A 15,075-nucleotide genomic window follows, 5' to 3' on the forward strand; every position below is an offset into this window, starting at 1 on the left:
CAAACCTCAAGCCTCAATTGCCGTTGTTTATACCATTCTAGTGAATTCATCTAACCGCTGCGCATATTCCTCCGGTTGCTCTAGCATCGGATTATGAGCACTTTTCTCAAACTTATAAAGCCGTATTGACTCTAACTTATTAGCAATAATTGGCTCCCAAAGCGCCGTAGGTGCAACTAAAAAATCATAATCACTCAGTAACAACAATATTGGTCGCTCGAACTGGTTTATAAATTTCCCTGTATCAAAGTCAGCAAATGCTGTACCCCATAAATAATCTAAAGCTTCCATATTGTTATATACATTCTTCCATAGATAAGCACCATCATAGGTGAAATCATAGAAGCTATGTGCTTGCATACGTATATTCATGTGGGTAAACCGATTATCTGGGTCTTGTTCCAAATCCCCTGCTAATTTTGTAATTTCCTTTTCAAAATAAGCAATACTCTCCTGCTGGCGTTCAGGATTATTAGTAGGAGCTAGATTAGATAAAATAAGTCCACTCACATGATCTGGGTAAAGATCAGCATAACGCATAGCTATAAACCCATGACCAGAATGCCCTAACAAATATATTTTTTCAAAGCCAAAATGTGCTCTGATCGTTTCAATATCCTCTACGATATCCTCTAATGAATAACGATTAACTTCTTCAGGCTGTAAAAATCCTCTATGATCTAAAAAAATGAAGTTGAATTTCTCGTAGATAGGATCTGCGAAAAGTCTAGCATAATATAAGGTGCTACCAATAATAAAAATAGGTAGCTTATTTAAGTCCCCTCGTTGAAAAAAAGTAACTTTAAAACCATCTCTATATAAATGATTCAATTGATTTCAAGCCTCAATTAAATGTACAAATTATAATTAAACCCATTATAATCTCACCTTTACTTAATCCTTTTTGTTCTTTAATGCTTGATCTAGTAATGCTTGCCCTTTATTTTGTATGGCAGTAACAGCATCGTCTATACTCGCTTTATTCGCTTCAACCAAACCTATTTCCTCTTTCTTAACACGATCAAATTGTTGATAGAAATCAGTATATTTTTCATTCTTATAATAATCTGCAGCAATCGGTCTTAACGTATAAAATGCTTCGATATTTTTAATATCATTATAATAACCTGTTCTAGATAATAGGCTTCCGTTCATAGAATGAGAATTTGCTTTGGCATAGTCTTCGCTATTGATCAGTTTAATTATATCCCAAGCAAGGTCACTATGGTCAGATCCATTACGAATTACAAAGATTTCTTCTAAGCGAATCTCTCTTGTCATATCCGGATTAGCTGGGTCTATAGGTGCAGTTACAATTCCATAATTAAACTCTTTAAAATCTTTAATATTTTGTTTAGCTTGCTTTATATATTCAAATAAATAAGAATCATCGAGGGTCATAGCAATTTTTCCTGTTAAAAAGGGCTTCATCTCCAATAATTGTTCTGCTGAACCCATCGATACTGTACTAGCTTTATCATATAAGACATGAGATCCTTTAGTTTGAAGCACAAGCTTCCATATGTTTTTCCAACCTTCCGTATTTGCCGTCACCTGTTTGGCTTTGAGGTTGACATCGTTTGAATTTTGCGTAAAAGCGATTTTATCAGCTAGATTGACAGCGATATTGTTTGTATCTAAATCATCAATACTCAAACCATATACACGATCAGTAGAATTGTTATCTGATGAGAACCTCTTGGCTAATGTCAATATTTGCTCCCATGACATATTATTACTTGGTAGTTCTACTCCATTTTGCTTAAATAAATCAACATTATAAAATAAAGCTTGATAATAAAATTTGGGAGTAAGACCGTATAGCTTCCCGTCTCCTAACTCCCTTAACAAACTTGTAATAGCAGGGTATACAGTATCTAAATTATATTTATCCTTTTCGATATATGAATCTAATGAAGCGAGATAACCATCATGAATAAGTTGCTGGTATTGATCGGCTTGAATGGTAACAATATCTGGACGTTCTTTATCGATAAACTTTTCTAACGCTACATTAGAATCTGACTCAGAAGCATAATTTATGTCTTTTGTTGAAATAACTTCAAACTCGACATTGGGGTACTTAAGCGAAAAGAAATCCCCATATTGTTCAAAAAATGCATCCTTATCGTAATATAAAATTTTTATTTTACTTGTAGAAGTATTATCTCCTTTTTGAAGCGTACAGCTTGTCATCATGATAACAGCAACTAGGCTTAGCAAAACGATACTAGATAACCATTTTTTCATATTATATCCTCCAATTAAAATCAAATCATAATATAGATCTTCTAACATTCATTTATTCAAACCTAAGCCTACTTCGAAATATAAACCCTAAAACCATTTGTATTGGCAAGTTTAAACTGCTGCTGTAACCCTACTAAGATGTCTTGTGAAACTGAATCGATATCTTTACCTTGCTTACTATGTGATACTGTTTGCTTAATGACGCTTAATATCATATTTTGTATTTCATTTAATTGATTTTCGTCGTCTGGACTTAGGTTTACTTCAGGGTTGCTTGCTGTTATTTTTTCTTGAAATATTTCTACGCTAATTGTAAGTGGATCAACAAAGGTTGTAACACTATAATCACTATTAGAATAGGAATCTGCTATCTCCGATTGTTTATAAGCATTATTATTCAATGTAAATGATTCGACGTGATCTCTAGATAAATAATTTAGTTCTGCACTGGGAGGCTCAGCTTTTGCCACAAGAGAAAATGTTGTTAATAGAATGACAACAATAATCGTGATAATACCAAGTATGATGGACTTAGATTTAAATTCCGCACAATTCATAATACGCTTTACTCTTATTTTAAAATGCTTACTTTTAAACGAGCTATTTAACGTAAAGTAATTTGATCTTAAAGGAGCTACCATCTCTATCAAGGACAGTGCATACTCTTTTCGTTGCTGTATGCCAATTTTCTTAACAACGTTTTCGTCACATCTATATTCGATGTCCTGCATAAACAAATATAAGCTGAGCCATACTAAAGGATTAAACCAATATAAAATAGTGATTAATGTAGCGATACATAGGAGTAGATTATCTCGATACCGTAAATGAGTATATTCGTGGAGTAATACATTTCTAGTTGTGGATGGACTTTTATGAAGTAGATTAGTGGGTAAAATAATTTTTTGCTTCACGATCCCATGCACGATCGGGGTTTGTGTCCTGTTCGATTCATAAATAGGTACATGCAGGGGAATATTAAAATACTTTTGCCAAACTATGAGCTGTGGATCATTTTTCAAAATACAAGCTGTTTCGAATTTATGATGGTTATAAAGATGTAAACTAATATACACAATAAGTAGAATAACAACACCACTAAACCACATTATGTTTAAATAAGTAGGTAATAAAACATTTTGTAGGCTAGCTACATTATCAAGGTGGGGGGAATTGGTACTTAACGGATTTAGTAAAGTTATAAAGTTATTTGTAAGGGAGATTTCATGTTGTGTCTCGATAAAATGTGGACTAATATTCAAATTGATAGGAATTTGAGCAGGAATAATAAGTTTAAACCCTAATATTCCCCATATTACAACTGTAATTGTCCTAGGGCATTTACGTAAAAAGATCGACCGCAGACCTATAATAAATAAAATAATTAGACTTGCCATTTTACTATTTTGCCATAAAAACTCACAAATAATATTCATGTCTCCCTCCTCCCTTATTTCTTCTGATCATGGATGATCTCTACTAGCTCTTGTAGCTCTTGCTCTGATAAAATATCCTTTTTAAGTAATGTAGAAAAAAGTAGTTTGTGAGAACCATCAAAAATTTTATCTACTAAACCAGTTAATTCTCGCTGTTGTACCTCATCCTTTGTAATGAGAGGGATGCATTTAAAATCTGGATTTTCCTTTCTAATTGCCTCTTTTTTCATTAACCTATTAATAATCGTGTAGGTCGTATTTTTTTTCCAGCCGTATTGTTCACTTGCTTTCTTCGCTACTTCTATTGCTGTAATTCCACATTCATTCGCCACAGGCCATATTAAGTTCATAACCTTTAATTCTGAATCAGCTAATTCAATTGTCATTGTATTCACCTCATACTCTCATTACTCTTACTATTCATCAATACAATAATTAATTTGGTTCTACAATCGTAGAATATCTATAATCCTATACTACAATTGTAGAACTATAATGTCAATATATGTACTAAGATTTATCTAACTCCTTAAAAATTTTTGTGTATAAATCTCTAGAAATAGAAAGTAAATTATTCGCTGTGTAATCACACGTATGGAATGAAACTACTGGAAGATCACAATGTAGGCTAAGAGGCTGTTTCTGCCCTTCTCCTCCCTCAGTAGTTTGCACAAGCAAATCAACAATTCCTTGTTGTTGTAGCTCCCAAAGCTCGTCCTCATCCTTTATTTGCATTATGATAACATCACATAATGTTGTGTAATAAATCATTCTTACAGTGGCCCATAAATCAAAAGCCGATTCTGACCAATAATTTTTCATTTGGTATATTTGCATTGTAATATCTGATTTATATGGGGTAATTCCTATGCAATGATAGCCGTCACTTTGGAAATATTTTATTAGCTCAATGAGCAAACCTCTTGCTAGGTTGTTTGTATCATCTATCATTGTAACGATTGGAACATCAATAATATTGCTAGAATCTAAACATCTTTCATAGTAATCAAAAGTATAAATGTGATGGCTTTCCACACTTTTTCTTTGTAAACTGTCTTTAATGGAATCAATATCGTAAAATCCTTGCTGTATAATATTACAAACTGTTGCAGAAATAAAGGGAGCAGCAAAGCTATTACATTTAACGATAGCATTAACAAGTTTCTCGTTCATTAAAGTATAATCACAACTACTTATAATCTCTATATTATGAATGGATGTATCATTATAAAAAAATTGCCCTTCGCCAAGCTGTCCTAATGGATCGCAGCGTACACCAATCACACCAGGTAAGGACGCTGGTATCGTTGTAACATTTTTATTATTACAAGCTGCTACAATAATGACGTTATGGCTAAGTAATTTGCTAATGATTTGGTTTATAGCCTCAAAGTCACCAAAATAAATACTTCCTAAGCTGAGATGTATGAGTTGAATATGGTTTGTTAAGCACCATGTTAATGCAGTGACTAAGTCATTTACATTTGTTTTACGCTGATCAAACTGCATAATTTGCAAACTATGTATTTCATGATTAGAGGTATAATTGCAGAAAATCGCTGCACAAATCGTTCCATGTGTCAGTTCGTTTTGAGATGAATGATTGCTTATGGAATAAACCTTTCCTTGTTTTACCTCGTAACTATTAAAATATGAGGAGATGAAATATGGGTTTACTCCATTATCAATAATTGCGACTTGAATGGTCATATGATTCGCTCCTTATTATGGCACTAAGTCCTCTCCGGGTGATATGGAAAGGACTTAGTATTAAAGCCTAGTTTGCTGCTGAACTTCTTGCACTACTTTTTCCTGCTGAAGAGCCATAAGATTTACCAGTACTTTTTAACGAAGCTGAAGGATTAGATTTAGAGCAATCACATGCACAATCACAACTACATGCACAACCACAAGCCATTAAATCAAAATAAGTTTCAATTGTATTAGTAACATCATAATTTCTTTTAGATAATCTACTCATTGTTATCACCTCCCTTCATGTCTACTAATCGAAGCTAACATTAGTTATATATTTCACATACACGGGTCTGGAGCAACTGATGAATATTTACACTAAGCGCATGAACCGTCATAATCTGCTCATCGTTATGATCAAATATAGAAGTGATAGGTATTTCCAATTGATCCTCAATCGCTTGAACCACATACACCATTTCCCTTGGAATAATATCTACCGCTTCACTAAATAAGTTAAGATGCTTATCTTCTATCCTAGTTCCCGTGACGTCAGTAATTGTTGTAATGATCAGGTTCTCAATTTGCTCTAAACTCAAATCCATCTCTTAATCACTCCTTAGATCGTAACAATATTCCCTTCTAATTCACTGCAAATACGTGCAAATATAAATTCAGCATCAGGATCATTTAAAATATTGAACAATTGAAAGTCCTTTGTTGTAAGTGCTGGAAGTTGATCTAATACGTATTCACTTGTGAGTGACATATAATCAACAGATTGATCTTCATTTTCTGGGTTAAGCATATATCTTGTGTTAGCAATATTAATATAGTCTGTTATACAATTAAAACGGTATTTACAGCATTTTCTAAATTCATTTAAAACTTCAATATTATAATAATTAAAATAAGTGCTTAAAATTGTAATATCTGTTTTTACTGCATTAGAGATCATATAAGGGATCAGCCCAAAATGGTTCGTATTATTGTTATTTATCGGAATAATCCCTCCAGGTGCTCCTATAATGATCACATCAGGTTGCTCAGTAACTGCGATCTGCTGGATATAGTGATTAAATGCAATGATTTTATCTTGAACATAAATATCTTTTGTAAATAGAAATTCTGGTAATGCTGAAAATCCAAATAATGGACTAAAATTTTTAGTTCCTAGCTGACTAACCTTATATCCTTGCTTCATAAAATAGTTTCGTGCACTTAGCTGTAGTTCAAATTTATTACAATTTTCACCCATGCCTAACACTAACAGGATTGGCACATCAATTTTTACTAATTGTCCATCAGCTTGTTCATGTAACAACACTTCAAAATCCACCTTATTACCCGGATTAAGAAGTGTGTAATTTTGTAGTTCTTCACGCTTAATTCCTATCCCAAGAAGCTTTTCCTTCACTTTTGCCGTAATAATAACTTCCTTATTATGTCGCTTAACAAGTTCAAATTTATTAGGATAAGTAGATAACAGTTTATCAGACAGGGGTTCTAAAAATAATACTGCATCACTGTTTTTAATCCCTTCCTCAAAGGCGTCAGTCATTTCTATACCTACAGATACTCCACCATCAAAATGACTAGCGTCTTTTCCATTGCTACCCCATCCCTTGGCTGCAATTATCGACGTTAATTCATACCCTTCCAGCAGATGCTTATATCTAGCTATTGCACAGTTTTGCTTATGATAAGGATAGATTGCAAGTTTTTTCATTTAAGCCTCCTCCTCAAAATGGAACCCAAATTCTTTTAGTAAACACAAATCTTGCATCGTCTCTAGTACCTGTGCTCTACTGTGATCACAGCCTTGAAGCTTTTTAGTGGAGGATAATGTTTGCAAATTATCTGCTGTTGCAGCACACATGGAGCAATGAAGCAATGCCCAACAACTTAAGCACTCATTTTCAGTAACTTGTCCTACATTTAAGATTCGCTTCGCCTTCTCTACGTCTACCCCTGTATCCACATCTCCCATCTTCATTACGCTGGATTGTTCACTTACACGTTCACAAGGGAATAACTCCCCATCACAGTTTACAAAAATCCGTTTTGCCCCAGGGATACAGGGACCTCCATGGTGGTAAACCTCTGGAATATCATGTACACTCTCAAGTACCTTATAGCTTTTTCGTAATCTAGAAATATCAGGATAAAACAGCTTCGATACGTGCTTTTTTTCACTTTTCCCTACAAGACATAATAAAAGTTTGAAATACCCATAACTACTTACAACATAATATTTATCGTTATATTTTTCTTGATCTTTCGTATAAAATTCCGATACTGTATTGGTCATCACATGAGCTTCATTCATAATTTCATCTGTGTCGAAAAAAGTTTTCATACAACCATAATCACTTTGAGGTGTAATAACAGAATTAAAAAAAATATTTTTAATGTATTCTGGGTATTTGGCTTTAATGTCTTTAATGTTATCCATAATGAGTTCAAATGAGCCTTTGCCCGTTGTTGCGAATCGACGATGTACATCATGGGTTTCTTTGCCACCATCTAAGCTAATGATAAGTGTAAAATTATTTTCCATCAGAAACTTGACCGTTTCACCGTTAATTAATGTTCCATTGGTTGTGATACTATACAGCACGTCTTTCCCCTCTGCGTTTTCCTTAACATATTCTACACACTGCTTAATAAGATTAAGCTCTAGCAATGGTTCGCCGCCATAAAAACCAATGGTCACTTCCTCTAAATCTTTAGAATGAGATAAGAGATAATCAATACCTTTACGAGCAATATCAAAGCTCATTCTTTTTCCAGTATGCTGCCGATTGACATAGTTGCCAGAATACACACAGTAACTACATCTTAAATTACAGTTTTGAGTTAGCTGGATTACCATTTGCTCCACACGATTTTCTAAATAGTAAGGAAGATATTTGGTAGCGGGATGCTCAATTTTTTTCAATCTATTCGGACACAGAAAGTCTTTAGCCTGATACTTCTTTAAAATATCCTCGGATACACTTTCATCCCATTCACTGCTCTCTAGGCTTACATAATCCACTTCACTTATTCCTATTACCGTATTTTTATTTCTGTCATAAACATAAAACCCGTTTGGTGTTGCAAAAGATTTGTATACAATCTGCGGTTTCACATTTTGCATTACTTATTACCCTCCAATCCGTTGTGCTTGATTCTCAACTATTTCTTCATATTTTCCTACCTGAATGACGTCACCTTTCTCAATGACAACAATTTTATCCATTGCTTTTAAAATTTCTGGTCGATGAGTAATCACAAAGACGTAATCATAATCGGTACATTTAGCAATAAATTGATTAAATAGTTGTTCAGATTCAGCGTCATAACTAGCAGTTGCTTCATCCAATATTAGTATTTTCCCCGGTTTAAGCATGACCCTAGCTAAACCCAGCTTTTGCCGTTCACCACCCGATAGCTTCGTACCATTATTACCAACGATTGTATCCAATTGATCAGGAAAACGGTTTGCAAATTGCAGTAAATCGGAAATGATAACTTTATTATTGGTGGTTGTATGATCGAAATGGTCCGAATCAGATCCCATAATAAGATTATCTCTTAAGCTAGAATTAAATAGAAAGACATGCTGTAGCATCACAGAGAAATGCTGACGATACTGCAGTAGGTCAAGCTGTTGTATATTAACCCCATCCATATAAATAGTTCCACTTGTAGGTTCATAAAATCGCAATAACAGATTGATTAATGATGTTTTCCCACTCCCATTCGACCCAATAAAGGCAATTTTTTCACCCTTATAAAAATCTAGTGTTAGGTTCCGAAGAATAGGCTCTTCCTCATACGCTAAGCTTACATTTTCAAAATGGATGTGCTTGGGAGTAGAAAACTTAGTAATTATTTCATTACTTATATCACACTGTTCCTCTTCTATATTTAAAAAATCAATATAATTTTGTAACGAAGGAATAATATTAGCTAGCTGGTATTTAATATTAATTAGCAAAGTAACAGGTTCAATCACTAAAGAAGAGTACATAATAAAGGCAAATAATCCACCAATCGTGAGTTGGTCACCCATAATAAAATATAAACCTACAATGTATAAAAAATTAAAAACGATATTTTCTAACGTTAATCCTGAAAATTGATTTACTTCATCAAGCATCGCTCTTTCTGATTCTAGTTTGATTCGCTTATTTATGTAACTCAGAAATTCTTTCTCCTTTTTGCGATATAACCCCCATAACTTCACTTCGTTAATCCCATTCAGAGTATCTCCGTACCAAAAAGAAAATTTTTGATTTTGTTCTAACAGATGTTCAAACACCTTCTTTTTTAACTTTGTGAGATAATTCACAATCATGAATTTTAAAGGAATCATCATTAAAATGATGATTGCTAACTTCCAATGAATGAGTGTTAAACCTATAACGCCACCAATAACCTTAAATATTTGAATAACTAACACTAAAAAATCACGATCCGCAACCTGTGCAATATTTTGGACATCATAACTAATGCTGCTAATAATTTGAGAGAAGTTATTATTTTTAAGATACTGCATTTTCATTTTGATTGTATGAGAAAAAGCAGATATAGATAAATCACGATAGAGATTGTTTTGGATATGTGTGTGTATAAGTGATTGTGAAGCACTTGTCGCTTGTTCAATCAATGTTAAACTAATAATGATGACAATATACGTCACTGTATTATGCATATTTCGTTCAATAATACCGTTATCCATTAAATGTTGACTTAGGTTTGGCATTAAAATACTTATCACTGTAACCACAATTGTACAAAGCAACGATATAATGATCTGAGATTTATAGTTTTTTAATAATAAATAAATATTTTTAATTAACTTATGATTATTATCTAACACAGGTGCCTCCTCTCTATGTCCAAGTTGCCCTTCGTTATATTACATTACATCAAACCTCTAAAATCACACATATCTCAAAAATAAATTGCATTTTTCTTCTAATTGTGAATTATTTTGTAACATTCATAATTCCTCTTGTGTTTACACGATTTAACATTTATGTTGTTTAATATGTATTTCACTTCTTACAAAGAAGCATTTTGATAATTTTGAGGGGTGGCTTTGTTATGGAAAACAGTGTGTGTGAGGATTTTTTTTATGAAGAGCTATGTAGCAAATACTATGAACCGATTCAATTTTATTGTAGAAGGCTAGTGAAAAACCAAAACACATTGATAGATTTTGTTGAGGAATGTACGCAGGAAACGTTTTTAGAAGCTAAGAAAAAGATGCCTCAGCTAAGATCCCATCCTAATATTGAAGGATGGCTCCATGTAACGGCCAGAAATCAAGTTAACCTCGCCTTTCGAACCTTGTATACCCAACGAAAATATGAAACCTACATAGACCTGAATCAATCCCAGAGAAGTTATATGTGTTCTGATTTGAATTTAGAAAAAATATTAGATGCTGATATTAACTATGAAAAAGTCCAAAAAGATCTTTTGAATCATTTAAGCGACACCGAATACAATTTGTATGAGGATTATTTCAATCAACATTTAACGATTTCCGAATTAGCAGCTAAATACGTAATATCTCAAAGCGCAGTTACAACCCGAATTTTTCGAACTAGAAAAAAAATTAAAGCGATTATTCACCAATATTTTCATGAGCATTATTGATACTTAAAATTGATATATAAACAATAAAAAACCATCTTTTTGATGGCTTTTTTATTTCATTACATTAATTATTAATCATATGAATATTATTAGAAATCACCTTTTCTGCTGGTATCCATCCTATCTCTTTACTTTCTTGACAACATACAAATAGCCAACCATATGACACCTGAAGCACCTGTAATACCTCTCCACCCTTTACTACAAGTTCAGTTGGATTATAATCATATAAAAGCTCATCATTAGCGACATAATAGTCAGGGACATAAGTAGATACCCCGTTTATTTTACAGCTACTCCAATGCTTAAAATACTGGCACGGCGCTAGTTCTGTAATCTCACTTCCCTTGGCAAAGGTCTCAAATTGACCTTCTCCATCATGTTGCTCTATTACTTGCACTAACATAGTTCCTCCTCCTTCAAGTTGTGGAAGGTGCCACGATATAAAAAACTGCGTCCTAGCTTCTACTGTAGAGTAAGAATCAGGGACGCAACTTTAACTTTCAATAAATTGTATTAATTTTAAGGCTTAACCTAACTTCACTAAACTATAGTTTTTCTTGCCTTTACGGATAATAATAAACTTACCACCGATTGCTAGGTCTGCGCTGACATTAAACTCAAGGTCACTTACCTTATCCCCATTTAAGGAGATTGCACCCTTCGTAATGTCCTCACGTGCTTGACGCTTGGAAGGCTCAATACCTAGATCAACTAACCATTCCACGATATTTTTTGTTTCCTTATCAGCCGTGAAGGTAGGCATTTCCTTGAAGCCTTCCTCGATTTCTTCAGCATTTAAGGAAGAGATATCTCCACTGAACAATGCAGCTGTAATGCGTTTTGCTTGAGCAAGAAGCTCTTCACCATGTACAAAACGTGTTACTTGTTCTGCCAATGTGATTTGTGCTTCACGTTTATGTGGTTCACTTTCTACCTTTTCAGCTAATACATTAATTTCTTCTTGGCTCAAGAAGGTAAAGTATTTCAAGTATTTTATAACATCACGATCATCTGTATTTGCCCAGAATTGGTAGAATTCATATGGCGTTGTTTTTTTAGGATCAAGCCAAATGGAATTACCATCGGCAGTTTTGCCAAATTTGGTTCCATCTGCTCTAAGCATAAGTGGAATGGTAAGACCAAACACTTTAGCTTCATTTCCTTCTTTCTTACGAATTAAGTCTAGCCCACTTGTAATGTTACCCCACTGATCAGAGCCACCAATTTGTAATTGCACATCCTCATTTTTGTACAAATGTAAGTAGTCGATAGATTGTAAAATTTGATATGCGAATTCAGTGAATGAAATACCACTATCCAGACGACTAGCTACAACATCTTTTGCAAGCATCGTATTAATGCTGAAATTTTTACCGTAGTCACGCAAAAACTCAATAATATTAATTTGGTGTGTCCAATCATAGTTGTTCACCATACGGACTTGGTTATCTCCATCTGTTACAAATAATTTTTTCATTTGGCTCGTTAGAGCCTCTACATTATCCTGCACTTGCTCTAGCGTTTGTAGGGAACGCTCAGAATTACGCCCACTTGGATCACCAATTGTACCTGTTGCCCCGCCGATCAAGATTACAGGACGATGCCCTGCAAGCTGGAAACGTTTGAGGATCAAAAATGGAATTAAATGTCCAATATGCATGCTGTCACCTGTTGGATCTACTCCACAATATAATGAAATGGACTTCGTTTCTGTTAATTCTTTGAGTCCCTCTGCATCTGTTTGTTGATTAATCGCTCCACGCCATTGTAATTCATCAATAATATTCACTTCATTCAACCCTTTCAAGATAAGTAAATTAAAAACAAAAAAACGCCCGCTATGTCAAAAAGACCATAGGGACGATTGTATTCACCGTGTTACCACCCAAATTGCATGAATAAGAAATTAACGTGCACATTAACGTCATCATTCAAGCCACTTTACAGCGAAATATCGTTCGCTTACTTCCGCTTGGCATTACCCAAGATACTCCAGAGTGTAATTCGCTATCTGTGCATGTATCAGGTTCCATCACCCCTGACTTTCTGTAACAGAGACATAGAAAGCTACTAGCTCCTTCAACGTATAAAAATCTATTTACATTTGAATTACAGTCAGTATAGCTAACTCAAAAATCAATGTCAACCCATCATCCATATTTAAAATGATAAAAGTAAAGTTTTAAGCTAACTATAATTCATAAAGTTAACATAATAATATTTATGTAATTAAAAACTTCTCTTTTTCCTTTTTGTAAAGATGATATAAAACATTTTGTATTGGTTTATGTAGTATGAACTAGGTTCATTTTTTTAATTTTCTATTATGAATTTTTCATATAGTGTAATTTTCATTTAACATTTCCAAAAACCGAGATATCCAGCATTAATTCCATTTTGTTTACATAATAATATTTATGTTTCGTATAAAAACGTTAAATAAAAAAGCAGATCACCCCATTAACTAGGGTGCCTGCTCTTTTAAACCGACATCATCATTTGCCAAAAGAAATTATATGAAAAGGATTTTTCCTCATTGGTTTCATTTAAAATATTTTGACAGAGTTCCTCGTAACAATGTTGCTGCTTAGCAGTTGCGTAAGCTCGATATTTTTCAAATAAAGTCATGGAATTTATAAATATACGATTATTTTTCATTCCCCTAGCGTATTGTAGACTTGTTAATGTATGCTCGATTCCTTGGTCTTCCTTCCCACGTTCAAAGCAGTAAATGGCATATTGATAATGAAATTGCACATATTGCTGACACAAAAGAAGTTCTTTTTGAACGCTATAATAAATAATTTCATTATTAAAAGTTTGGATTTGCTTCGTGAATTGTTTTATCACATCATCAATACAATAGTGATACTCATTGGCAGAGGTAAGTAATGTAATGAGTCCTTCAATAATTTCCTCTGGGTGGTCTTTTAGAAAGGCTATATACTTTGGAATTCCCGTCCAATCCCCACTTTTTATATTCAAACACATCATATTCCCTTCTGCCATAACTGCAAATCGTTGTGCAGCAACCTCCTCCTCTTGATCTTTTGGTGCTAACCAGCTAAGATCACTATACTTCATAATCCACTGCTTGGCTTCACTATACATTCCCCGCATTTCATAACATATTCCTTTTATTAGCAAAGCCTGACCATAATAAACAACTAAAGGTCGTAACGTCTTTACGGTATACCTTCGCCAATAATTACGCTTTTTTTTATAGACATGATAAGCTATACTAGACAGCTCATCAGCATATAGTTCAGCGGATTCGTATCTTTCTTGTGCAATAAAATTTTGGGATAATAAGAGTAGTCCTTCTAATGCGTATTCTGTAGGTAGGCTATTTCTGAATGGAATAAAACGCAGTGCACTTGGAGCATGTCCAAACTGTTTGCTACACGCTTGTTGAAATATACGAAACTGACACATGGAAATCATTTCTCTACTCATAACCAAAGAGGCATATCCTTCATCTGTATTTGCTTTAAGTAATAAGTCATATACAATTTCTGCAGATGAAAATATACCAATAGAGTATAGATATTCTGCTAAATGGAATAAACGAATACTAGCGTTTTTCATTCTGTAACAGTGTTTCACTCCACTTATTAAATGCTCATGTAATGCATTTTTGGCGCAATGAATCAAGTATCGGGACGTTTTGGGCCAAGCAAATTTGAGCTTACGTAGTTGTGTTTCGTATAGGACATATAAATCACCAGTCTGCATTCCCATTGCTGTAGTTAAGTGGTCTAATTCAATCATATTGGGCAATCTACCATATAAAATAGACTGTAAAGAAATAGAAGAAAGATTACTTTGCTGAGCAAGCATCCCTATCGTCAATTGATGCCTTTGCATGTGACATTTTATAAGGTCTGCTATCTTCTTTTCTTGCCTCAATATACTCACCCCCAGCAAGGAATATAACAACCATTTAATACAATTAAAACCAATAAAGTAAATTCAATCATTATTTTATCACTATTAACTCATAAGTTCAACTTGAATTTATGAGTATGTTAAGCGA

General features: G+C 33.7%; 14 protein-coding genes and 1 other annotated feature. Of the genes, 1 reads left to right on the plus strand and 13 read right to left on the minus strand.

The genetic code is table 11. The features are described 5' to 3' along the window. Nucleotides 1-27: 27 nt before the first annotated feature. The 10 genes from ABE099_RS06785 to ABE099_RS06830 all read right to left on the minus strand — a co-directional run bounded on the left by ABE099_RS06785 (nucleotide 28) and on the right by ABE099_RS06830 (nucleotide 10,251). Nucleotides 28-831 (minus strand): alpha/beta hydrolase, encoded by an 804-nt coding sequence (locus ABE099_RS06785; protein WP_430028662.1) that lies wholly within the window; start codon nucleotides 829-831, stop codon nucleotides 28-30. 63 nt (nucleotides 832-894) lie between these two features. Then, entirely contained in the window at nucleotides 895-2,250 is a 1,356-nt protein-coding gene (locus ABE099_RS06790) for an ABC transporter substrate-binding protein (RefSeq protein WP_430028664.1), read from the minus strand. Nucleotides 2,251-2,318: 68 nt separating this feature from the next. After that, nucleotides 2,319-3,686, minus strand: coding sequence for a M56 family metallopeptidase (locus ABE099_RS06795; protein WP_430028666.1), 1,368 nt, complete (start codon nucleotides 3,684-3,686; stop codon nucleotides 2,319-2,321). A 14-nt stretch (nucleotides 3,687-3,700) separates the two neighbouring features. Then, complete coding sequence (locus tag ABE099_RS06800) at nucleotides 3,701-4,072, minus strand: BlaI/MecI/CopY family transcriptional regulator (protein ID WP_430028668.1); 372 nt, start codon at nucleotides 4,070-4,072, stop codon at nucleotides 3,701-3,703. Between the two features lie 124 nt (nucleotides 4,073-4,196). Beyond that, nucleotides 4,197-5,396: a S8 family serine peptidase gene (locus tag ABE099_RS06805; RefSeq protein ID WP_430028670.1), complete on the minus strand. Its 1,200-nt coding sequence runs from the start codon at nucleotides 5,394-5,396 to the stop codon at nucleotides 4,197-4,199. A gap of 67 nt (nucleotides 5,397-5,463) precedes the next feature. Continuing rightward, nucleotides 5,464-5,667: a hypothetical protein gene (locus ABE099_RS06810; RefSeq protein ID WP_430028672.1), complete on the minus strand. Its 204-nt coding sequence runs from the start codon at nucleotides 5,665-5,667 to the stop codon at nucleotides 5,464-5,466. Nucleotides 5,668-5,707: 40 nt separating this feature from the next. Then, entirely contained in the window at nucleotides 5,708-5,986 is a 279-nt protein-coding gene (locus ABE099_RS06815; protein WP_430028674.1) for a hypothetical protein, read from the minus strand. Nucleotides 5,987-6,000: 14 nt separating this feature from the next. Next, complete coding sequence (locus ABE099_RS06820; RefSeq protein ID WP_430028677.1) at nucleotides 6,001-7,110, minus strand: TIGR04066 family peptide maturation system protein; 1,110 nt, start codon at nucleotides 7,108-7,110, stop codon at nucleotides 6,001-6,003. After that, the gene (ccpM, locus tag ABE099_RS06825; protein ID WP_430028679.1) at nucleotides 7,111-8,523 is read right to left on the minus strand and encodes a Cys-rich peptide radical SAM maturase CcpM; all 1,413 of its coding nucleotides are present in this window, start codon (nucleotides 8,521-8,523) and stop codon (nucleotides 7,111-7,113) included. Nucleotides 8,524-8,529: 6 nt separating this feature from the next. After that, nucleotides 8,530-10,251 carry an ABC transporter ATP-binding protein gene (locus ABE099_RS06830; protein ID WP_430028682.1) on the minus strand — a complete coding sequence of 574 codons (1,722 nt, stop codon included), beginning with the start codon at nucleotides 10,249-10,251 and terminating at the stop codon, nucleotides 8,530-8,532. A 227-nt stretch (nucleotides 10,252-10,478) separates the two neighbouring features. Here ABE099_RS06830 and ABE099_RS06835 point away from each other — a divergent pair, with 227 nt between their 5' ends. Beyond that, the gene (locus ABE099_RS06835) at nucleotides 10,479-11,036 is read left to right on the plus strand and encodes an RNA polymerase sigma factor (RefSeq protein ID WP_430028684.1); all 558 of its coding nucleotides are present in this window, start codon (nucleotides 10,479-10,481) and stop codon (nucleotides 11,034-11,036) included. Nucleotides 11,037-11,100: 64 nt separating this feature from the next. Here ABE099_RS06835 and ABE099_RS06840 read toward each other — a convergent pair whose 3' ends face one another. From ABE099_RS06840 to ABE099_RS06850, 3 genes are all read right to left on the minus strand, one after another. Next, nucleotides 11,101-11,442 carry an SH3 domain-containing protein gene (locus ABE099_RS06840; RefSeq protein ID WP_430028686.1) on the minus strand — a complete coding sequence of 114 codons (342 nt, stop codon included), beginning with the start codon at nucleotides 11,440-11,442 and terminating at the stop codon, nucleotides 11,101-11,103. Between the two features lie 123 nt (nucleotides 11,443-11,565). Further along, nucleotides 11,566-12,828, minus strand: a complete 1,263-nt coding sequence (gene tyrS / locus ABE099_RS06845; RefSeq protein ID WP_430030512.1) for a tyrosine--tRNA ligase — start codon at nucleotides 12,826-12,828, stop codon at nucleotides 11,566-11,568. Between the two features lie 64 nt (nucleotides 12,829-12,892). Then, nucleotides 12,893-13,131: a binding site (T-box leader), on the minus strand. A gap of 389 nt (nucleotides 13,132-13,520) precedes the next feature. Then, entirely contained in the window at nucleotides 13,521-14,906 is a 1,386-nt protein-coding gene (locus tag ABE099_RS06850) for a hypothetical protein (protein ID WP_430028688.1), read from the minus strand. Between the last annotated feature and the right edge of the window lie 169 nt (nucleotides 14,907-15,075).

The organism is Paenibacillus turicensis, assembly GCF_050461185.1.
Lineage (GTDB): Bacteria > Bacillota > Bacilli > Paenibacillales > Paenibacillaceae > Fontibacillus > Fontibacillus turicensis_A.

Bases quoted from the DNA above. Each gene is read 5' to 3' on its own strand.
- ABE099_RS06790 (WP_430028664.1), bottom strand. From the start codon at position 2,250: ATGAAAAAATGGTTATCTAGTATCGTTTTGCTAAGCCTAGTTGCTGTT.
- ABE099_RS06795 (WP_430028666.1), bottom strand. From the start codon at position 3,686: ATGAATATTATTTGTGAGTTTTTATGGCAAAATAGTAAAATGGCAAGT.
- ABE099_RS06800 (WP_430028668.1), bottom strand. From the start codon at position 4,072: ATGACAATTGAATTAGCTGATTCAGAATTAAAGGTTATGAACTTAATA.
- ABE099_RS06805 (WP_430028670.1), bottom strand. From the start codon at position 5,396: ATGACCATTCAAGTCGCAATTATTGATAATGGAGTAAACCCATATTTC.
- ABE099_RS06810 (WP_430028672.1), bottom strand. From the start codon at position 5,667: ATGAGTAGATTATCTAAAAGAAATTATGATGTTACTAATACAATTGAA.
- ABE099_RS06815 (WP_430028674.1), bottom strand. From the start codon at position 5,986: ATGGATTTGAGTTTAGAGCAAATTGAGAACCTGATCATTACAACAATT.
- ABE099_RS06820 (WP_430028677.1), bottom strand. From the start codon at position 7,110: ATGAAAAAACTTGCAATCTATCCTTATCATAAGCAAAACTGTGCAATA.
- ccpM (WP_430028679.1), bottom strand. From the start codon at position 8,523: ATGCAAAATGTGAAACCGCAGATTGTATACAAATCTTTTGCAACACCA.
- ABE099_RS06835 (WP_430028684.1), top strand. From the start codon at position 10,479: ATGGAAAACAGTGTGTGTGAGGATTTTTTTTATGAAGAGCTATGTAGC.
- ABE099_RS06840 (WP_430028686.1), bottom strand. From the start codon at position 11,442: ATGTTAGTGCAAGTAATAGAGCAACATGATGGAGAAGGTCAATTTGAG.
- ABE099_RS06850 (WP_430028688.1), bottom strand. From the start codon at position 14,906: ATGCAAAGGCATCAATTGACGATAGGGATGCTTGCTCAGCAAAGTAAT.